Source organism: Kitasatospora sp. NPDC087271 (genome assembly GCF_044744605.1).
Lineage (GTDB): Bacteria > Actinomycetota > Actinomycetes > Streptomycetales > Streptomycetaceae > Kitasatospora.
This window is the reverse complement of sequence record NZ_JBIUYQ010000017.1, coordinates 19600-39549: the sequence shown is the minus strand read 5'-3', so window position 1 is coordinate 39549 and position 19950 is coordinate 19600. Positions and strand designations below refer to the sequence as shown.

The following is a 19950-nucleotide window of genomic DNA, read 5'->3' as shown; positions in this document are numbered from 1 at the left end:
CTCCAGGCCGAGGCGTGCATCCACTGCCGGCGCGAGGGAGGCGAGCTGATCCCCGCCGGCCACGTCTACACGTCGACTGGCCCGACCACGGCGCCGCTCGGCTGGCCGGTCGCGGCTCACCCGAAGTGCATCACCATCGAGGAGGAGGGGGCATGTTGACCGATGAACTCACCGTCGCGGTGGATGGCCACCTGGAGCCGGTCACCGCGCCGGCGCTGCAGGCGCTGGACATCCTGTGGCAGACGCTGCGCGAACTACCGATCGGCGAGTACCAGCTCCGGGCGATGGAGCGGCTGGTGGGCAGCCGCGATACGCGCGACCTGCAGAACTGGATGCACGGCGACGAGTCCACCGACTGGACCCTCGCCCTCGAAGGCGGCGACACGGCGATCGTGCGGGTGACGTACGGCGACGGGCTGACCCGTCGGCAGCGCGTCGCGGCCCGCTACCGTCCTGAGCGGGTGGAGCGTCCGGCTGGCCGCCCCGAACAGTGGGTCGTCAAGGATCTGGCGACCGGGTACCCGGCCACCAACTGGCTGCCCACCGAGGCGGCCGCCTGCGAATGGATCCGCCGCCAGGTGCAGAACGCCAACTACCAGACCGGTCCGGCGGCCAAGCGGGGCGCCGAGTGAGCGCCGTCGGCGGCACGCCGGTCGAGGCCGAGGAGCGGGTCGAGCGGGGCCTGTGCCTCGTCTGCGGGCGTTGGGTCCGCGGCAGATTCGTTCGCGACCTCACCCAGTACACCGCGGAAGTCGACCACTGCCCGCCGCTGGACGCCCCGAGGGAGGTCTCGTGATGGCCGCGGTGGATCCGTTCCTCACTTCCCTCTGGGACCAGGCCACCGCGAGCGCGGCCCACACAGACGAGCTGCTTGCCCAGGCCGGCGTCCAGCGGAGCGAGTCGGCCTCCATGGACGAGGTCGACCAGTGGGTCCGGGACGCCATCGCCACCATGGACCAGGCTCGACAGGACAACGCGCTGCGAGTCTGCGACCACCTGACCAGCATCCAGCCCATGGCGGTGCTCGCCGAGGCCCCCCGTCGAGTCGTGTGCTGGTCCTGCTACACCGAGGCCCGTGCCGTCCGGGCATGCCTGAGATGCGGCTGTCCGGCTGGCACGGCGTCACTGCTGGGCGGTGTCGAGTCGCTGGTGCGCGGCCCCGCGGTGTTGTACTCGCGGATGCTCTGCATGCCGTGTGCCTACCCTGCCAGCCCCGGTGGGACGTTCGGCAGCGGCTAGGCCACCGGCCACGCCACGATGGTGACCCCCAGCAGGAGGAGGACGCGATGGGCGGCACGGTACCCCCAAACGCACAGGGCCGGTGGCACAACCAGCGAGGCCGCGATTCCCGCGGGCCCAACCGGGCGGCGGCGCACCCCACGATGCCACCGCCGGGCGACACCCCGGCGGCAGAGGTGGAGATCACCGAGGAAGACGAGATGAACCCACAGAAGGACCCGAGCGGCGGCAGCGGAGGGATCGGCGGTCCGAAGGCCCCGCCGGCCGCGCCGAAGACCCCGCCGCCGCCGGCCGACCCGCCGCCGACCCCCGAGAAGTAGACCTCCTGGCCGGCCGTACGGCGGTACGGCCGGCCAGGTCCTACCCGTAGAACAGGCGCCAGGTCGGAACGTCGAACGCCCGTGCGATCGCAGCAAGGTCGTCAAGGCCGACGGACGTCATCCCGTGCTCGTAATGCCGGATGCTCTGCCGGTCACGCCCGATCAGCTCGGCCAGCCGCTCTTGACTCATGCCGCGCGCCCGCCGCAGGTGCCTGATCCGTTCGCCGACTGCGTGACGTTCTTGCAGTTGGTAGGCATCCGGTGGTCTTCGGGGCGGGGTCGGCACCCCTTGACGCTGACCGGTCCATGATCGAAAGTCTGCATACCAAGGTCACCAGTTGACCGTATGCATGTTCGATAGACTCGACCCACCGCAGTCCGGGGGGACTGAACGGAGCACACCCTGAGCACCTACACACTGAGCATTGAGGGCCTTACCGACGAGGCGTCGTTCGGCGAACTGCAGGACGCGATCGACGTCCTGTCCAGCACGCTGAGAGGTGCCTCTATCCAGGCCGATCGCGTGGCGGCCTATCTGTGGATGGTCGCTGCCCCTGGCGGCCTGGATCGGGTGCGCGACTTCATGGTGCGCGACGGCGAGTTCCGACTGCGCTTCACGTCAGACGGTCAGCCGTACACTGCGGTGATCCGTCAGCGTTGAAGCTCTCGTTTCGCCCACCAGTACAGCAGTTGCGGCACGGTAGTCGCACCAGCCATTGCCTTCAGCTCTCCCAAGCGGTTGGTGACGGTGCGGCGAGAGACCTCAAGCTGTGTGGCCGCCTGGTCCTGCTCAAGTCCACGCGCCAGGCACGAGAGGATCCCAACGTGGATTGGAAGGAGCTCCGACTCCTGGGTGCCTCCCCAAGGCTCAGAGTGAGCCCAGTCTCGCTCGAATGACCCACACACGAGGGCAACGAGGACCCCGTCTGTCACCACTGCCGCGCGGTCCGATGCCACCTCGGTCGAGCTCCACGGTTCCAGCACGGGCACTACGGCGACTCGACGGTCAACCACGATCGCCCGGCCGAACGTGCGGCCTGTGCGGATCTGGGCGCCGCGTTCGCTCATGGTCAGCGCCCAGCGCGCCGTTGGACCATCGGAGCGCACGCTCGGCAGGTAAATCGTGCGCATGGTGGCGCCGCGCTTCAGGACGCCGAGGTCGCGCTGGTAGGAGACAGCCAGGAGATCGGCCGGCCGCGGGCCGGTCGGCTGCGCGGTTAGGAGCTCGCGCGTGCACCTGGTGACGATCGCTTCAAGTCGTTCGTTGATCGCCCGATACCCGGTGACGATCTCGACGCCTGGCGTCATGCTGCGACCAGGGTGTGCAGCCCGGTAGGCGGATGCCATCCCCGCGAGTTGCGTTGGGAACGACTGCGCTTCAGACAGCATCCCAGCCGCCATGTGAACGAGGGATGACTGCCACTGTCGAACCGCGGCGTCAACGTCGAGTGCTTGTATCCGATCCGGGCGTCCGGGTTCCGGGGCGATGAGGCCGACGCTGATCAGCTGGTCGCGCGCAGGGCTCGGGGGTGGGCTACTTTCTGCGCCGGAGAGGATCTTCAGATAGAGATCCACTGCTTCCGGTATGAGAAACAGGCGAGCCTCACCTATGTCCGATTCCACCGATATACCCCATATGACGGCCAGTCAGAACTGCGCACGTGCGCAACTTTTCGAGCATATCGCGAGAAGGGTTGATTCAACCTCGAACAGTGCGAACACTGGTCTATCAAGGAACCCGCACCTCCGCTTCCTCAACCAATCACCCCAGACAAGTCGTGAAAGAGGTGTCCCATGCCCGCACGCAGGACCACCGCCCGAGTCCTCGCTGGCGCTCTCGCTGGCGCCGCCCTCATCGCCGGAATCGCGACTTCCGTCACAGCCGCCTCCGGCTCGCAGCAGAGCGTCGCCGACTCCGTGTGGGGCGCTGTGGCGCCGCAGCCGACCGAGACGCCGACCGCGGCCCCGGCCGCCATCACCACCCTCGACGACTCCGTCTGGGGCTGATAAATCAGCTTCGGCCGGCCGCCATACAGGCGGCCGGCCGGGCCCATGGCTCCCGTTCCTCAGTGCCCGCTTTCACCGGGCGCTGAGGAACGGGACCTCCAGGGTCGGTAGGAGACCCTCATGCTGGGAGGCTGCCGGAATCCTACCGACCTGAGATGCCGCCCCGTACCCCCCACAAGGGGGGTGCGGGGCGGCTCGCGTACGTCCCGGCGCGAAATTCTGGGGAGTTTCCGGGGAGTGGGGAGTCTCTGGGGAGGTCCAAACTGAGGACCCCCGAGGAAGTGTGGGAAATCCTGAGCAAACTGAACTCGCAGATCAGGCCACCTTTCGGGGGCCTGATCTGCAGAGCGGCGGAAGAGTCGGCCTGTACGCCGGGTTCTGTCTCCCGGGGTGCTCGCGCGGCCCGGGGAGGCGGCCATCCATCTAGGACTGCCGTTGCCGACAGCCTCGTGCGGTCTACCCGCGGACTCGGGCGAGCAGCCCTCGGTCATCCGCGCACGGCGCCCGAGGGCACCGATCTTGACCTTGCTCCAGGTGGGGTTTACCGAGCCGGCCGAGTCACCCCGGTCGCTGGTGGTCTCTTACACCACCGTTTCACCCTTACCCGCCGCCGAAGCGGTGGGCGGTCTGTTTTCTGTGGCACTGTCCCGCGGGTCACCCCGGGTGGGCGTTACCCACCACCCTGCTCTGTGGAGCCCGGACGTTCCTCGGCGGGTCAGGGACCCGTCGCGACCGCCCGGCCGGCTCTTCCGCCGTAGTGGTCATCGTAGCCGCTCGGGTGGGGCCTCCCGCACACCGGAGCGGACCGCGGGCGGCTCGCCGCCGAGGCGGGCGGCCACCCGGACGGCGGTCGCGGTCGCCCACGGGGTGGTGGTGGCCAGGCCGAGGAGGAGGATCGCGCCGCCCAGGCCCACCAGGATCCACCAGCCGGCGTGGCTGGCCGGGGCGAAGCCCGTCGCCACCGGGCCGACCACGGCCGAGGTGACGACCGTGCCGATCACCGCCACCCCCAGCGACTGGCCGATCTGGCGGCTCGTCGAGGCGACCGCCGCGGCCACCCCCGCCTGGGCGCGCGGCATGCCGGAGACGGCCGCGTTGGTGATCGGCGCGTTGACCATGCCGAAGCCGAAGCCGAACAGCGCGTACGCCACCAGCAGCAGCGCCGCCGGGGAGTCGGCGGCCAGCCCGGTCAGCAGCAGCCCGCTCGCGACCAGGCCCAGCCCGGCCGCGACCAGCGGCCCGCGCGGGCCCCGGCTGCCGACGATCCGGCCGGACAGCGGCGCGCAGACCAGCATCATCGCGGCCATCGGCAGCGTCCACAGGCCCGCCTCGAACGGGTCGTAGTGCCGGACGTTCTGCAGGTAGAGCGTGTTGAGGAAGAGGAAGCCGCCCAGGGCCGAGAAGGCGCAGACCGCGGTGACGGTGGCGCCGGTGAACGGCGCGCTGGCGAAGAACCGCGGGTCCACCAGCGGTTCGGCCACCCTCCGCTCCCACAGCGGGAAGGCGACCAGCGCGGCCAGGGCGGCCGCCGCCAGGGCGAGGATCAGCGGGGACGTCCAACCGCTGCCCGGGCCCTCGATGATGGCCGCGGTGCCGCACCCCAGCAGGACGATCATCAGCAGCTGCCCGACCGGGTCCAGCCGGCGCGGCCGGGGCGAGCGCGACTCCGGGACGTAACGGGCGGTCAGGAGCATCGCGACCACGGCGACCGGAACGTTGATCAGGAAGATCGACGGCCAGCCCGCGCCCTCCACCAGGAAGCCGCCCAGCAGCGGGCCGAGCGCCATCGAGATGCCGACCACGCCGCCCCAGACGCCGATCGCCCGGGCCCGCTCCTTCGGGTCGGTGAAGGTGTTGGTGATGATCGACATCGCCACCGGGTTCAGCATCGAACCGCCGACCGCCTGCAACGCCCGGAACGCCACCAGCCACTCCAGGCTCGGCGCCAGACTGCACAGCAGCGAGCCGAGCGCGAAGCACAGCAGCCCGGTCTGGAACACCCGGCGGCGGCCGAAGCGGTCGGCCACCGAGCCGAACAGCATCAGCAGCGAGGCCAGGACCAGGGTGTAGGCGTCGATGATCCACTGCAGCCCGGACGCCGGGGCGTCCAGGTCCCGCTGGATCGCCGGCAGGGCGATGTTCACCACGGTGTTGTCCAGGCCGACGATGAACAGGCTCAGGCAGCAGATCGCCAGGACGAGCAGTCGGCGGCGGCGCCCCGGGGCGCCGGAGGGCTGGGCTTCGGGCACGGGACCGATCCTCCCACCTGGGCGGTGCCCGGGGGCCGTGTGACGGACCGTCCGGGTGGCGGCGCCGGGGGGAGCGCCGGGGGCGCGTGGAAGCCCGGGGGGGTCAGACGGCGGCGAAGCGGACGGTGCGGGTGACCGGGTCGGCCTGCGTCAGCCGGACCCGGATCAGCCCGCCGAGCGGCAGCACCGCCCCGGGATCGGCGCCGTCGCAGCGGGCCCGGACGGCGGGCCGGCGCAGCTGCACGGTGCCGGCCGCGGGCCGCCGCTCGTCCACGTCGACCACCACGGCGGTGAAGTCCTCGCCCTCCCGGCCGGCCAGCAGCTCCGCCTCCACCAGGTCCACGCAGGCCCGCTCGACCTCGGCCGCGCGGCGGTCCCCGCTCGCCATCAGGCCCGGCACGGCGGGCAGCGCCTCGCGCGCCCAGTCCGGCACCTCCTCCCCCGCCGCCACCGCCGCGCACACCTCCTGCGCGAAGCGGTCCCCGAGCCGGCGCAGCGGCGCGGTGCAGTGCGCGTACGGCGCGGCGAGCGCGGCGTGGCCCGGGTCGGCCGGGGCGGGCAGGCCCCGGGACTCGTCGAAGGCGTGGTAGCCGGCGCCGCGCAGCAGGCCGGTGCACGCGTTGAGGAAGGCGGCGTCCATCGGCGCGTCCGGGTCCAGGGAGCGGATCAGCTCCGGGTACGGGAGCGTCTGCGGCCAGTCCACGTCCAGCGCGGCGGCGATCCGGCGCAGCCGCTCGTACGCGGCGGCGGGCGCGGCGGGCAGGGTGCGCAGCAGGCCGACGCCCGCGTCGAGCATCAGGTCGGCCGCGGCCAGGCCGGTGAGCAGCGAGATCTGCGCGTTCCAGCCGTCGGCGGGGCCGGGCGCGCGGTAGCCGAGGACGTAGCCGTGCAGAGTCTCCTCGACCTCCTGCTCGGGCACCGGGAGGCTGATCCCGCCCCGCGCGCGCTCCTGCTCCTCGCGCAGCCGGCCGACGGTGGCGAGCAGGGCGAGCTGCTCGTCGGCGCCGCCGAGGTCCACCGCGCGCTGGACGGCCTCGTAGTCGAGGCGGCGGTGTGAGCGGACCAGGGCGCGGCGCAGGTCGGCGAGCACCACGGCGCCGTCGGCGTCCAGGTCCAGCTGCCAGAGCAGGGCGGGCCGGGGCTCGCCGGGCAGCAGGCTGGCGGCGTCCTCGGAGATCCGGGTGGGGTGCAGCGGGACGCGGTGGTCCGGGAAGTACAGGGTCTCGACCCGGCGGCGGGCCTCGGCGTCGATGGCGCCGCCCGGGCGGACGAAGGCGGAGACGTCCGCGATGGCGTAGTACACCCGGTAGCCGCCGCCGGGGCGGTGGAGCAGGTGCATGGCCTGGTCGAGGTCGCGCGAGCCGGGCGGGTCGACGGTGAACAGCGGCAGGTCGGTGGCGTCGTGCTCGGGCAGCCGGGGGCGCTCGGCCGCTTCCTCCGCCTCGGCCAGCACCGGCTCCGGCCACTCGGTGTGGATCTCCAGGCGGGCGCGGAGTTCGGTCAGTTCGGTGTTGATCCGGGCGGAGTCGGCGGCCTTGACGCGCAGTTTTCGGCGAGGCATGCAGGCAGCGTAGGGCGAATCGGGTGATTCCGGACGGATCACCCCGCCGGACGCGCCGGGCCGCCGGTGGCACTGGACTGCCGGTGCTGTTGGGCTCAGCGCCCCAGCAGCGACTTCAGGTCCTTGCCCGCGAGCACGACGGCGTCGTCGTAGCCGCCGGTCGCCAGCCGGAGCATGAAGGCCACCGCGGCGGCCGGGTGCGGGTCGGTGTACGGCTCGCCGTTGTAGTCCGGGAACAGCAGCATCGCCTCGAAGGCGGTGCGCTTGTTCCGGTCGATCAGCGGGTGGTTGCGGGACAGGCTCTGGCCGAGGGCGGCGGCCTTGGTCCACGGGGCGCGGGCGGGGTGGGGCACGGGTGTGAGCGCTCGTAGGGTGGGGTCGAGTGGTCGTTCACGAAGGGGGTTCGGGCGATGGGTGTGGTGAAGGCGACCGGGGCGGCGGTGTCCGGGGTGTTGGCGGCGACGGGGGCGCTGCACGCGGTGTGGGCGGTGACGCCGTGGCCGCTGCGGACACCGGAGGAGTTCGCGGACACCGTGGTCGGCGCGGGCGACGGAACGCCGTCCCCGGCGGCCTGCGTCGCGGTGGCGGGGCTGCTCGGGACGGCCGCGTACCTGGTGGGGGCGGAGGCCGGGGTGCTGCCGGCGGTGGGGCCGCGGCGGCTGCGGCGGGCCGGGGTGCGGGCCGTGGCCGGGGTGATGCTGGCGCGCGGCGCCGGCGGCCTGGTGCTGTTCGGGAGGGTCGTCGAGCGGTCGGAGCGGTTCAAGCGGCTGGACACCCGGTACTACTCGCCGCTCTGCCTGGCGCTCGCGGCCGGGGCGGCCGTGGTCGCGGGGGCCGGTGGCGCCGAGTAGCCGCGGCCGGACGGGCCGCCCGGGGCGGACCGGTTTTGCGTAGGGTGGCGGGGTTCATCCGCCACAGAGTGTTGAGGAGTCCGCTGTGCTGGTGCTGTTGCCGCCTTCGGAGGGCAAGGCCGCGTCCGGGGACGGGGTGCCGGTGGCGCTCGACCGGCTGTCGCTGCCCGGGCTGACGGCCGCGCGCGGCGAGGTGCTGGACGCGCTGGTCGGCCTCTGCCGGGGTGCCGAGGACACCGCCGCGGAGGTGCTGGGGCTCAGCCCCGGGCTGCGCGGCGAGATCGCCCGCAATGCCGGGCTGCCGGCGGCGGGTGCCCGTCCGGCGGGCGAGGTGTACACCGGGGTGCTGTTCGACAACCTGGGTCTGGCCACGCTGGACGCGGCCGCGTACGGCCGGGCCGAGCGGTCGCTGCTGGTCTTCTCCGGTCTGTGGGGAGCCGTCCGGATCTCCGACCGGATTCCGCCCTACCGCTGCTCGATGGGCGTGAAACTGCCCGGCCCGGGGGCGCTCGGCGCGCACTGGCGGGGCGCGATGGCGTCCGTGCTGCCGGAGGTGGCGGACGGGCTGGTGCTGGACCTGCGCAGTTCGGCGTACGCGGCGGCGTGGAAGCCGGCCGGCGAGGTGGCCTCCCGGACGGCGACCGTCCGGGTGCTCCAGGAGCGCAACGGCAAGCGCACGGTCGTCAGCCACTTCAACAAGGCGACCAAGGGACGCCTGGTGCGGGACCTGCTGGTCGCGGGGATCGAGCCGAAGACGCCGGACGAGCTGCTGGACGCGCTGCGGGGCCTGGGGCACCGGGTGGAGCTCGCCGCCGAAGGCACGGCGCGCAAGCCGTGGCAGCTGGACGTGGTGGTCACCGAGGTGCACTGAGCCCGGCTCCGGGGGCCCCGGAGCCGGGCGTTCAGCCCCGGGCGTTCAGCCCCGGGCGTTCAGCCCCGGGCGTTCAGCCCCGGGCGTTCAGCCCCGGGCGTTCAGCCCCGGGCGTTCAGCGCAGGTGCGAGGTGTCGTTGAGCAGCCGCAGCGAGGCGTTGCCGTCCGCGTAGTACTGGACGGCGCAGAACGAGGCGGCGGACAGCTCCATCCGGTACAGCGCGTCCGGCGGGGCGCCGAGCGCCAGCCGGACCAGCGTCTTGATCGGGCTGACGTGGGAGACCACCAGCACCGTCCTGCCGGGATGCCGGGCGATGATCTTGTCCCTGGCGACGCCGGCCCGGTGGGTGAGCGTGGTGAAGCTCTCCGTGCTGCCGGTGGGCTTGGCCTTCGCCGAGCCGAGCCAGGCCGCCAGGTCCTCCGGGTGGCGCTCCTGCACCTCGGCGAAGGTCAGGCCCTCCCAGTCGCCGAAGTCGACCTCGCGCAGCCCGTCCTCGTACCGGACCTCCAGGCCGAGCCGGGCGGCGACGATCTCGGCGGTCTCCCGGGTGCGGCGCATCGGCGAGGCCACCACGGCCTGGATGCTGCCGCGGGCGGCCAGTTCCTCGGCGGCCCGCGCGGCCTGCCAGCGGCCCTTGTCGGACAGTTCCGGGTCGCTGCCGCCGCTGCCGGAGAAGCGCTTCTGCGGGGTCAGCGCGGTCTCGCCGTGGCGGAGCAGGACGAAGGTGGTCGGGGTGCCGAGGTCGGCGGGGGCGGCCCAGCCGGCCTTGGGGGCGGCGGTCTCCAGCGGCGGCTCGTCCACCACCGCGGCGGCCCGCGGCCGGGGCTCCCACTGGCGGCCGGCCTTGCCCGCGTCCATCGCCTCGTTGGCGAGCCGGTCGGCGTCCTTGTTCCGCTCGCGCGGGATCCAGGTGTACGTCACCCGGGCGCGCGGGAGGATCGTGCGGGCCTCGGCGGCGAGCGGCTGCATGTCGGGGTGCTTGATCTTCCAGCGCCCGGACATCTGCTCGACGACCAGCTTGGAGTCCATCCGGACGTCCACCGAGGCGTCCGGGTCGAGCTCCCGGGCCGCCTTGAGGCCGGCGATCAGACCCTTGTACTCGGCCACGTTGTTGGTGGCGTGGCCGATGAACTCGGCGGCCTCGGCGATGATCTGCCCGGTGTCGCCGTCCCGGACCACCGCGCCGTAGCCGGCCGGCCCCGGGTTGCCCCGGGACCCGCCGTCCGCCTCGACGATGAAGCGAGCCGCCACCGGGTCAGGCGCCCGAATCGGCGGTGCGGACCAGGATCCGCGAGCAGTTCTCGCAGCGGACCACCTTGTCGGCCGGCTCGGCCTTGATGGCGTTGAACTCGGTGATGGAGAACTCGGTGCGGCAGCCCTCGCAGCGGCGCTGGTAGAGGCGGGCCGCGCCGACGCCGCCCTGCGTCTGGCGCAGCTTGGTGTAGACCTTCAGCAGGTCGGCGGGGACGACGGCGGCGACGGTCTCGCGGTCCCGCTTGACCTTGTCGGCCTCGGTGTCGATCTCGGCGAAGGCGGCGTCCCGGCGGGTCTCGGCCTCGGTGAGGACGACGGTGGAGTGCTGGAGGCGCGCGGTCAGCTCGGTGACCCGGGTCTGGGCGCTCTCCAGCCGCTCCATGACCTCCAGCACGATCTCCTCCAGGTCGCCCTGGCGCTTGGCCAGCGAACCGATCTCGTGCTGGAGGTTCTCCAGGTCCTTCGGCGAGGTGATCGCGCCGGAGTCCAGGCGCTGCTGGTTGCGGGCGGCCCGGGCGCGGACCTGCTCCACGTCCTGCTCGGCCTTGGTCAGCTCGCGCGTGGTGTCGCCCTGCTGGGCCTCGGCGGCGACCACCAGGTCCTTGAGCGCGGTGTGGTCGGCGGAGGCCTTCTCGATCTCGGCGTGCTCGGGCAGGCTCCGGCGCCGGTGGGCCAGCTGGTCGAGCTTCGAGTCGAAGGCCTGGAGGTCGAGCAGGCGGATCTGGTCGGCGGGCGCGGCGTTCAAGGGGAAGGCTCCTGTGAATCGGGTCAGGCGGTGAAGGACATGGGGGCGTGCGCGGTCCACGGGTCGGTGACCCGGTGGGAGACCTTGGTCTCCACGGCCCAGCCGCGCTGGTCGGCGGCGGCGTGCAGGGCCCGCTCGGCCAGGGCGAGCCAGGGCCACTCGGTGGCCCAGTGCGCGGCGTCGACCAGGGCGACCGGCGCCGCCTCGGCGGCCTCGGACGCGGGGTGGTGGCGCAGGTCGGCGGTGAGGTAGGCGTCCACCCCGGCCGCCCGCACCTCGGCGAAGAAGCTGTCGCCCGAGCCGCCGCACACCGCGACCCGGCTCACCAGCCGGTCCGGGTCGCCGGAGACCCGGACGCCCGTGGCGGTGGCCGGCAGGCCCTCGGCCACCTGCGCGGCGAAGGCCGACAGGGGCAGCGGGGGCTCCAGCAGGCCGATCCGGCCGGTGCCGCGGCGGCCCAGCGGGTCGGTCGGGTCCGGCACCAGCGGGCCGGTCACCCGCAGGCCCACGGCCTCGGCGAGCGCGTCCGAGACGCCGGGGTCGGCGTGATCGGCGTTGGTGTGCGCGACGTGCAGGGCGATGCCGTTGCTGATCAGCGTGTGCACCACCCGGCCCTTGAAGGTGGTCGCGGCGACGCTGGTGGTGCCGCGCAGATAGAGGGGGTGGTGGGTGACCACCAGGTCGGCGCCCCACTCGACGGCCTCGTCGACGACCGCCTGCACGGGGTCGACGGCGAACAGCACGCGGCCGACCTCGGCCCGGGGGTCTCCGCAGACCAGGCCGACGGCGTCCCAGGCCTCCGCCCACTGCGGCGGGTAGACCTCTTCGAGCGCGGTGATGACGTCGGACAGTTTCGGCACCTGTCGAGACTACCGTGCGCACGGGGGCGGTCGGGCCTCGGCCGTTCGGCGACCTGGACGGCGGCGGGGCGGCAGTGCGGCGGGGATGGCGGCGGGTGTGCGGCGGCGGCGAGGTGGCGGCGCGGCTCGGACACGGGTGCCGATGGCGTACGGACGCGCGTCAACCTGTGGCGGGGGCGCCCGGGAGGGGCCGGCGCCGGTCGCACGCGCCCGTGCGCCCGGCGCCCACTGCTCACACGGGAGCCATCGCACGAATTCGAAACCGCCTCCTGATCACCCTTACGAGTGAAGTGACCGGCTCTACGTTGAGCCACTCCCGCCTCGAAAGTAACTTCAGTCCTGCGAACGGGAGTTGCCCCGACAGTTGCCCCGACCGGGGGTCGGGAAGGCGCTCCGCCGGACACGGGCCCTGGCGAGACCGGGCCTGGGGCGGGCGCGGCCGGGGCCCCCGCCCCAGGCGCGGCACCGCCGTACCAGGGCGGTGCGCCGCACCGGGGCGGCACTCCCGTTCAGGGGCGGCACTCCCGCTCCTTCCGAGGAAGCCGATCAGGCCGGGCCGCACGCCCGGGTGCCGGAGCAGCGGGCACCCGCGGGCGGCGGACGAGACGAAGGGATGTGGTGGCGAATGGCGGCGGGCACATCGCTGCGTACGGCCGGGGGCGGGGAATCGGCGGGCCACGGGCCGGATGCGGCCGGACCGTGGCCGGAGACGACGCGCGCGGCGCTGGCGGACGCCGGCGGCCGGGGAGGCGGCGGCGACTGGGAGGTCACCGCCGGGGGCTTCTGGTGCACGGCCAGGCCGCCCGCGTCGGTTCCACTCCCGGAGCAGGGCTGGAAGCTCCACGTCAGCGCGGCCTCGGCGGTCGGCGAAGCGGTGCTCGCGGCCGTCGTACGGGCTCTCGCCGACGACCCGTGCCCGTTCAAGTTCGCCGCCGGGGAGCAGCGGCTGCGCGAACTCAACTCCCGTAACAGCGATCGGGGTTCGGCGGGCAAGTTCATCACCGTCTACCCGGCCGACGACGCCCAGTTCCGGCGGCTGGCCGCCGGACTCGACCGGGCCACCGCCGGACTGCCCGGGCCCGTCGTGCTCTCCGACCGCCCCTACCGGCCCGGCAGCCTGGTCCACTACCGGTACGGCGCCTTCGCGGCCCGCGCCGAGCTCGGCCACGACGGGGAGTACCGCTCCGTCCTGCACGGGCCGGACGGCGAACGGGCCGAGGACGTGCGCGGCGCCTCCTACCGGGCGCCGTCCTGGGCCCGGGACCCGCTGGCGACCGGTGCGGCCAGGCCGGGGGCGAAGCGCGGCGCGGGCGTGCTGCTCGCCGAGCGGTACGCGATCACCGCCGCCGTACGGCACAGCACCAAGGGCGGGGTCTTCCTCGGCCGGGAGGCCGCGAGCGGCGTCGAGGTCGTGGTCAAGCAGGCCCGCGCACACATCGAGGTCGACCGGGCCGGCACCGACGCCCGCGACGCCCTGCGGCACGAGGCCGCCCTGCTGACCCGGCTGGACGGGCAGGGCCTGGCACCCCACCCGATCGAACTGATCGAACGGGACGACTCCGTCTTCCTCGTGCAGGAACGGATCGCCGGACAGCCCCTCGGCGCGTGGGTCGCCGCCCGACTGCGGCGCGACGGCAGCCCCGACGTCGACTGGGCCGAAGCCGGACCGGTCGCGCACGCCCTCCTCGACCTCGTCGAGCAGGTGCACGCCCAAGGGCTCGTCCTGCGCGACCTCTCCCCCGGCAACGTGATGGTCCGCCCCGACGGCCGCCTCCGGCTCGTCGACCTCGAACTCGCCGCCGAAACCGGCCGCCCCGCCGGCTCCGCCGGCACCCCCGGCTACCGCGCCCCCGAACAGGGGCCCGGCCGGCTCGGCCTCGTCCACGACGGCACCTGCGTCGCCGACCCGGCCGTCGACCTGTACGCCCTCGGCGGCCTGCTCTTCCTCCTCGCCACCGGCCACGACCCGCTGCTCCCGGACGACCTCCCCCGGGCCCGCCCGGTCACCGAGCGCCTCGGCCGCTGGCTCACCCTCGCCGCCCGCACCGGCACCACCGCCCGCCGCCTCGCCCCCGCCGTCCTCGGCCTCCGGGCCGAACAGCCGGGGCAGCGCTGGAGCCTCACCCGGGTCAGGGCGGAACTCGCGGGCGGAGCCACCGCGGGCGCCCGGCGCAGCGGAGACACGCACCCGGACCCGGCCGACGGCGGCGGAACCCCTGGTGCCGTGCACGGCCACGACACCATCGCCGCCGTCACTCCCCTGTGGCAGGCACCGAACCGGCGGAACACGCACACCGGGCGCCCCGACGGCCCGCATGCCGCCGGCCCGACCGGCGCCACCGCACCCCCGCAGCGAGCCGCAGACAGCAGCGCCGCGCCCGCCGGGGCCGGTGCCATCCGGGCCGCCGCCGCTCCGCCGTGGCGCGCCGCGGCCCACCGGGCCACGCCCGCCGAGCACTCCGGCGACGCCCACGACGACCGTTCCGCGACCGATGCGACCACCACGACCGGCGGCCCCCGGGCTGCCGTCCGACCCGACGGCACCGCTCCGGACGCCGCCTGCCGCGCGTCGGCCGGCCTCCTCGACCGGGTGCTGTGCGACGGCCTGCGGCAGCTGGCCGTCACGGCCACGCCGCTGCGGCGGGACCGGTTGTGGCCGGTCGTGCCCGCCGGGGAGCGGACGGATCCGTGCAATGTGCAGCACGGCGCCGCCGGGGTTCTGGCGGTGCTGGCGCGGGCGGTGGTGGCGGAGGGCCTGCCGGGCGGGGTGCGCGCGGAGGCCGCGCGGACGGCCCGGACGGCCGCCGGGTGGATCGAACGGCGCCTGGCCGCCGAGCCGGTGGTGCTGCCCGGGCTGCACTTCGGGCGGTCGGGGACGGCCTGGGCGCTGCTGGACGCCGCCCGGGCGCTGGGCGACGAGGGGCTGGCCGTTCGGGCCGCCGCGCTCGCCCGGCGGATCCCCGTCGAGTGGCCCAACCCCGATGTCTGCCACGGCGCGGCCGGCTCCGGGTTCACCCAACTCCGCTTTGCCGCCGAAGGCTTCACCGCCGAAGCCGCCGGTGACCCGGCCTTCCTCGACCGCGCCGCCCACTGCGGCCACGCCCTGCTCGCCGCCGCCCGGCGCGAGCCGTACGGGCGGGTGTGGCCGGTGCCGGCGGACTTCGACTCGGCGCTCGCCGGGATCACCCATCTCGGCTTCGCGCACGGCGTGGCCGGTGTGGGCGCCTTCCTGCTGGCCGCCGCCGAGGCGACCGGTGACCGCGACCTGCTGGCCGGCGCCGTCGAGGCCGGGCGCACGCTCGCCGCGACCGTCCGCTGGGACGCGCCGCGCGAGAGCGCCTGGTGGCCGCAGAGCGCGGGCGATCCGGACCGCGTCCGGCTGGCGCACTGGTGCAGCGGCTCGTCCGGCGTGGGCACCTTCCTGCTGCGCCTCTGGCGGGCCACCGGCGACGCCACCGCGCACGGGCTGGCGCTGGCCGCCGGGCGGGCCGTACTGGCCGGGCGCTGGCACGGCGGGGTGAGCGCCTGCCACGGACTGGCCGGCGACGGCGAGTACCTGCTCGACCTCGCCGAAGTCGCCGACGATCCGGAATTCCGTTCCGGCGCCGAGGAGTTGGCACAACTGATCGCTGCCCGGTCGGCGCTGCGGGGCGGCCTGCTGGTGCTGCCGGACGAGACCGGGACGGGCTGCGCGGCCGGCTACGGCACCGGCGCGGCGGGCGCGCTGGCCTTCCTGCTGCGGCTTCGGCACGGCGGCCCCCGGCTCTGGGTGGATCCGGTGCCGCCCGCCGTGCGCCGGCTCCAGGGCTCGGGCAGCGGGGTGAGCGGGGCATGAACGTGGCCACCCGGACCGTCGCGCAGGCGCTGCGCCGGCTGAGCTTCACCTTCTCCGCCGACGGCGGTCACGCCGCCTGCCTCGCCTCGGCCGCCGACGGCGGCTGGTACGTGGAGAGTTGGCGGCTGCCCTCGGACGGCGGGCCGGCCACCCCGCTGGCGTTGCCGCTGTCCGGCAACCGGTCGGAGAGCCTGCGTTCGCAACTGGTCGCGCTGCCGGACGGCTCGGTGCTGGTCTGCCGGCACGACGGCGAGCGGCACGACCTGGTCCGCCTCTCGTACGGCGAGAACGGCGCCGTGGAGCAGCAGATGGCCACGATCCGGATGCCCGGGCTGCGGCTGCTGCCGGTCCCGACGCCCCACGGCGCCGGTCCTCGGACGCCGGTGGCGCTCGCCCTCGGAACGGACACCCGCCCGGCGACCACCGTCTGGCTGGTGCGGACGGACGGCAGCGAGCCCGAACGGGTCGCCGAGATCACGGGGTTGCACGGCGGCGGCGCCTGGCTGGACAGCGCCGGGGCGCTGCTGGCGCTGGACCGGGTGAACGCGGGGCTCGTCCGCACCGTGGTGCTGGACCTGCGCAGCGGCACGACCACCCCGTTGCTGGAGATCGGCGAGCGCAGCAACGACCGGCTGGTGCTGTTCGACCCGGACAGCCGGTTCGCGATGGTGCGCAGCGACGCGCCGGGCACCGACCGGCTCGGCTGGGGCGTGCTGGGCGGCGGCGAACCGCTGCGGTTCCCGGAGTGCCTGCACGTCGCGGGCATGTTCCTGCGGCCGGTCGCGCTGCGGCGGACGGCGGACGGCCCGCAGGTGGCGGTGCAGGTCGACCACGGCGCCGGCTCCGCGCTCGCCCTGTGGCGGGCCGCCGCCGGCCGGCTGGACCAGCTGCCGGTGCCGCCCGGCCGGCTCGGCGCGGTCGGCCACTGGGGCGGGGCGGCGCTGCGGCTTCCGTACTCCTCGCCCGACCACCCGGCGGCGCTGGCCGCCCTGGACGTGGACGCGCTGCTGGCGCACGGCCCGGCGAAGGCCGGGTCCGGCCCGATGCCGATGCCGCTGCCGCTGCAACTGGCGCCGCTGGGCTCCGGCCTGCCCGGCCCGTGGCGGGACACCGTGCTGCCCTGGCAGCCCGGCGGTCCGCGCACTCCCCGCACCCAGCCGCCGGGTTGGCGGGTGGACGGCAGCGCCGCCCCCGGGGACGGCGGCCGCTGGCAGCCCGCACAGAGCCTCGAACTCGCCGGTCCGGCCGGGCCGTTGGAGGCCGTGGTGTACGGCGGGGACACCTGGCTGAGCAGCCCGCACCTGGTGCTGGCGCTGCACGGTGGCCCGGCGGACGCCTGGCGGCTGGAGTTCGACCCGGCCCTTCAGCGGATGGCCGCCGAGGGCCTGGCCGTGATCGCGCCGAACCAGCGCGGCTCCACCGGCTACGGGGTGGCGCACGCGATGGCCATCCGGGGCGCCTGGGGCGGGCCCGACCTGGACGACGTGCTGTACCTGCTGGACGGCATCGCCGGCCAGCGCGCGGCACTCGGGCTGGAGCCGCCGGCCCTGTTCGGGGTCAGCTACGGCGCGTTCCTGGCGCTGCTGGCGGCCGCGCACGCGCCGTCCGAGCAGGCGTCCCGCTGCGCGGTGGTCGCACCGTTCCTGTCCGGTGCCCGGCTGCTGGCCGAAGCGGCACCCCCCGTACGGGCGTTGACCACCCGGCTGGCCGGCGACGAACCGATCACCGACGCCCGCGGCCCGCGCGACGTCCTCCAGCTGGCGCACCGGTTGAGCGCCCCGCTGCTGGTGGTGCACGGCAACCGGGACGAGGTCGTGCCGGTGAGCCAGTCCCGTTCGCTGCGGCACGAGTTGCTGCGGATCGGCCGGGTCGAGGGCGCGGACTTCCGGTACGTCGAGGCGGCCGGATCGGGCCACGAGGTGCTCGCCGAGGAGGGCGCGGCCGTGCTGCACGAGCTGCTGGCCGCGTTCCTGCGGACCGGCCGACCGGGCTGACCGGAGCCCCGACACCTCGGTACGTCGACTCCTCGACACCTCAGGACGTCGACACCTCACCACACAGACTCCCGGGCCCGACGCGGCCCGGGGCACCACCCCGACGCGGCGGACCGAGCCGCCCGGGGGCGACACCCGATGCCCGCAGGCAGATCGCGGCGGGCGTAGTTCCAGGGGAGGAACCCGATCATGGAGAACATGGTGGACTTCGAGACCGACCTCGCGGCGCTGCAGGACCTGCCGGAGACCGAGTCCGTCGAGCTGACCGGCCACGGCGCCGGCTGCCAGTACACCTGTCTCATCCTCACCTGCCTGATCTTCACCAACAGCTGATCCAGGCGGTGAGCCGTGGGTGCCGTCCCCGCCTGTCCGGACAGGCGGGGACGGCACCGTCCGTTTCCCCGCACATGCCCGACCCCCGACCCGACGTCCCGACGGGAGCTCCGACTTGCCCCGCCGCCCCACCGACTTGCCCCGCCGCCCCACCGGCTGGACCCTCGCACTCGGCATCGCCCTGCCGGTCGGGGCCGCCACCACGCTCGCCCTGCCCGCCACCCTCGCCGCGGCCGTCGACGCCGCCCTGGGCCACCGGCCCGACTCCGGCGCCTTCGTGCGGCTCGCCCTCGTCCTGGGCGTGGCCGCCGCGGCCGACGCCACCGCCGCCGCGGCCGCCCCGGCCTGCTCCGCCGAGGCCACCGCCGCCCTGCGCGGGCGCCTCGTCCGCCACCTGCTCGCCCTCGGAGCCGGCGGCCGGCTCCGCCACGGACCACCGCCCGGCGACCTCGCCGCCCGCCTGCTGGGCTCGGCCGGCGACGCGGGCGGCCGGCTGCCCGCCGTCCTCGGCGCGGCCACGGCGCTGCTCACGTCGGCGGGCGCGATCGTCGGGCTCGGGCTGCTGTCACCGTGGCTGGCGCTCGCCTTCTTCGCGGGCGTCGTCCCCGGCGTGGTGCTGATCCGGCTCTTCCTGCGCGAGGCCGGGCCGGTGTTCGCCCGCTACCAGGAGGTCCAGGCCGACCTTGCCGCCCGGCTCGGCGGCGCCCTCACAGGACTGCGCAGCATCCACGCCGCCGGCGCCGAACAGCGTGAGGCGGCACGGGTGTTGGCGCCGCTACCGGACCTGTCCGCCGCCGGGCACGCGCTCTGGGCGGCGCAGCGGCGCACCGCCTGGCAGGCCACCCTGCTGATCGCGGTGGTCGAGGTCGCGGTGCTCGCCACCGCCGGGGCGCTCCTCGCCGACGGCACCAAGACCCCCGGCGCCCTGGCCCCCGGGGCGCTCGCCGCCGCGGCCGGCTGGGCGGCCCTCGGCGCCGGGCTCTTCGAGCAGGTCGAGGGGCTGGTCGCGGTGGTGCACGCCCGCGCCGGGCAGGCCCGGGCCGACGAACTGCTGGCCGTCCGCCCGGCCGAACCCGGCCTGACGGCCCTCCCCGCCGGCGGCTACGGGGAGGTCGTCCTGCGCGGCGTGGTGGTGCGCGACGGCGACCGGGTGCTGCTCGGCCCGCTCGACCTGACGATCCCCGGCGGCCGCACGGTCGCGCTGGTGGGACGCTCCGGCTCCGGCAAGTCCCTGCTGGCCGCGCTGCCCGGGCGGCTGCGCGACCCCGACGAGGGAGCCGTACTGATCGACGGCGTCCCGGTGGACGCGCTGGCCCCGTCCGAACTGCGGCACGCGGTCGGCTACGCCTTCGCCCGGCCCGCCCTGATCGGCCGTACGGTCCGCGACGCGCTGGCCGGCGCCGGCCCCGCCGAGGCGGCGGCCGCCCGCGCGGACGGCTTCCTCCAGCGGTTGCCCCGGGGCTGGGACACCCCGCTCGACGAACTCCGGCTCTCCGGCGGCGAACTGCAACGTCTCGGCCTGGCCCGACTCCTGGCCCAGCCCGCCCGGGTCGTCGTCCTCGACGACGCCACCTCGGGCCTGGACCTCGCCACCGAGTACCTGGTCACCGAGGCCCTCGACCGCGCCACCCTCGGCCGCACCCGGCTGGTGGTCGCCCACCGCGCCGGCGTCGCCGCCCGCGCCGACCTCGTCGCCTGGCTCGACGCCGGCCGCCTGCGCGCCCTCGCCCCGCACGCCACCCTCCTCGCCGACCCCGACTACCGCGCCACCCTGTCGGACACCGCCCTCCAGACGGCCGCCGCCTGATGGCCCGCCACCGCACCCCGTCC

Annotated in this window: 19 protein-coding genes and 1 other RNA gene; 11 read left to right on the top strand and 9 right to left on the bottom strand. The window is 75.0% G+C overall.

Going from position 1 to position 19950, the window contains the following annotated elements:
- Positions 1-152 precede the first annotated feature (152 nt).
- From ACIO9K_RS25835 to ACIO9K_RS25825, 3 genes are read left to right on the top strand one after another with little or no spacing between them, the layout of a single operon-like run.
- The gene (locus ACIO9K_RS25835) at positions 153-632 is read left to right on the top strand and encodes a hypothetical protein (RefSeq protein WP_363622451.1); all 480 of its coding nucleotides are present in this window, start codon (positions 153-155) and stop codon (positions 630-632) included.
- Entirely contained in the window at positions 629-796 is a 168-nt protein-coding gene (locus ACIO9K_RS25830) for a hypothetical protein (RefSeq protein ID WP_363622453.1), read from the top strand. Before ACIO9K_RS25835 ends, ACIO9K_RS25830 begins: the two co-directional genes overlap by 4 nt.
- On the top strand, positions 796-1239 hold the full coding sequence (locus ACIO9K_RS25825; protein WP_363622454.1) for a hypothetical protein: 444 nt from the start codon (positions 796-798) through the stop codon (positions 1237-1239). Before ACIO9K_RS25830 ends, ACIO9K_RS25825 begins: the two co-directional genes overlap by 1 nt.
- A gap of 360 nt (positions 1240-1599) precedes the next feature.
- On the opposite strand, the gene ACIO9K_RS25820 is transcribed toward ACIO9K_RS25825, so the two are convergent.
- Entirely contained in the window at positions 1600-1845 is a 246-nt protein-coding gene (locus ACIO9K_RS25820; RefSeq protein WP_363622456.1) for a helix-turn-helix transcriptional regulator, read from the bottom strand.
- 237 nt (positions 1846-2082) lie between these two features.
- On the opposite strand from ACIO9K_RS25820, the gene ACIO9K_RS25815 reads away from it, so the two are divergent.
- Positions 2083-2220, top strand: coding sequence for a hypothetical protein (locus ACIO9K_RS25815; RefSeq protein WP_363622458.1), 138 nt, complete (start codon positions 2083-2085; stop codon positions 2218-2220).
- Here the strand turns inward: ACIO9K_RS25815 and ACIO9K_RS25810 are convergent.
- Positions 2211-3134 (bottom strand): hypothetical protein, encoded by a 924-nt coding sequence (locus ACIO9K_RS25810; RefSeq protein WP_363622459.1) that lies wholly within the window; start codon positions 3132-3134, stop codon positions 2211-2213. The two genes, ACIO9K_RS25815 and ACIO9K_RS25810, sit on opposite strands and share 10 nt — an antisense overlap.
- A 219-nt stretch (positions 3135-3353) precedes the next feature.
- On the opposite strand from ACIO9K_RS25810, the gene ACIO9K_RS25805 reads away from it, so the two are divergent.
- Complete coding sequence (locus ACIO9K_RS25805) at positions 3354-3566, top strand: hypothetical protein (protein WP_363622460.1); 213 nt, start codon at positions 3354-3356, stop codon at positions 3564-3566.
- A 351-nt stretch (positions 3567-3917) separates the two neighbouring features.
- Here ACIO9K_RS25805 and rnpB read toward each other — a convergent pair.
- From rnpB to ACIO9K_RS25785, 4 genes are all read right to left on the bottom strand, one after another.
- Positions 3918-4314, bottom strand: an RNA gene (gene rnpB, locus ACIO9K_RS25800) — RNase P RNA component class A.
- 13 nt (positions 4315-4327) lie between these two features.
- Entirely contained in the window at positions 4328-5815 is a 1488-nt protein-coding gene (locus ACIO9K_RS25795) for an MFS transporter (RefSeq protein ID WP_363622462.1), read from the bottom strand.
- A gap of 103 nt (positions 5816-5918) precedes the next feature.
- Positions 5919-7376: an RNB domain-containing ribonuclease gene (locus ACIO9K_RS25790; RefSeq protein WP_400333503.1), complete on the bottom strand. Its 1458-nt coding sequence runs from the start codon at positions 7374-7376 to the stop codon at positions 5919-5921.
- Positions 7377-7471: 95 nt separating this feature from the next.
- Positions 7472-7729, bottom strand: a complete 258-nt coding sequence (locus ACIO9K_RS25785; protein ID WP_363622466.1) for a Fic family protein — start codon at positions 7727-7729, stop codon at positions 7472-7474.
- Between the two features lie 57 nt (positions 7730-7786).
- Here ACIO9K_RS25785 and ACIO9K_RS25780 point away from each other — a divergent pair, with 57 nt between their 5' ends.
- Both ACIO9K_RS25780 and yaaA read left to right on the top strand, forming a co-directional pair.
- The gene (locus ACIO9K_RS25780) at positions 7787-8227 is read left to right on the top strand and encodes a DUF3995 domain-containing protein (protein WP_363622468.1); all 441 of its coding nucleotides are present in this window, start codon (positions 7787-7789) and stop codon (positions 8225-8227) included.
- Positions 8228-8312: 85 nt separating this feature from the next.
- A complete protein-coding gene (gene yaaA / locus ACIO9K_RS25775) occupies positions 8313-9098 on the top strand; it encodes a peroxide stress protein YaaA (protein WP_400333499.1) in 786 nt (261 codons plus the stop codon).
- Between the two features lie 115 nt (positions 9099-9213).
- Here the strand turns inward: yaaA and ACIO9K_RS25770 are convergent, their stop codons facing one another.
- Genes ACIO9K_RS25770 through ACIO9K_RS25760 form a run of 3 tightly spaced genes read right to left on the bottom strand, consistent with a single transcriptional unit; the run spans position 9214 to position 11958 of the window.
- Positions 9214-10350 carry a bifunctional RNase H/acid phosphatase gene (locus tag ACIO9K_RS25770; RefSeq protein ID WP_063347373.1) on the bottom strand — a complete coding sequence of 379 codons (1137 nt, stop codon included), beginning with the start codon at positions 10348-10350 and terminating at the stop codon, positions 9214-9216.
- 4 nt (positions 10351-10354) lie between these two features.
- A complete protein-coding gene (locus ACIO9K_RS25765) occupies positions 10355-11098 on the bottom strand; it encodes a C4-type zinc ribbon domain-containing protein (protein WP_363580833.1) in 744 nt (247 codons plus the stop codon).
- Between the two features lie 23 nt (positions 11099-11121).
- On the bottom strand, positions 11122-11958 hold the full coding sequence (locus tag ACIO9K_RS25760) for a Nif3-like dinuclear metal center hexameric protein (RefSeq protein ID WP_363622472.1): 837 nt from the start codon (positions 11956-11958) through the stop codon (positions 11122-11124).
- 625 nt (positions 11959-12583) lie between these two features.
- Between ACIO9K_RS25760 and ACIO9K_RS25755 the strand changes: the two genes are divergently transcribed.
- The 4 genes from ACIO9K_RS25755 (at position 12584) to ACIO9K_RS25740 (ending at position 19927) form a co-directional block, all read left to right on the top strand.
- Positions 12584-15793: a lanthionine synthetase LanC family protein gene (locus ACIO9K_RS25755; RefSeq protein WP_400333494.1), complete on the top strand. Its 3210-nt coding sequence runs from the start codon at positions 12584-12586 to the stop codon at positions 15791-15793.
- A complete protein-coding gene (locus ACIO9K_RS25750; protein WP_400333491.1) occupies positions 15790-17787 on the top strand; it encodes an alpha/beta hydrolase family protein in 1998 nt (665 codons plus the stop codon). Before ACIO9K_RS25755 ends, ACIO9K_RS25750 begins: the two co-directional genes overlap by 4 nt.
- A 189-nt stretch (positions 17788-17976) precedes the next feature.
- Positions 17977-18120, top strand: a complete 144-nt coding sequence (locus tag ACIO9K_RS25745) for a VenA family class IV lanthipeptide (protein ID WP_159398410.1) — start codon at positions 17977-17979, stop codon at positions 18118-18120.
- Between the two features lie 115 nt (positions 18121-18235).
- Entirely contained in the window at positions 18236-19927 is a 1692-nt protein-coding gene (locus ACIO9K_RS25740; RefSeq protein ID WP_400333488.1) for an ATP-binding cassette domain-containing protein, read from the top strand.
- The last annotated feature ends 23 nt before the right edge of the window (positions 19928-19950 follow it).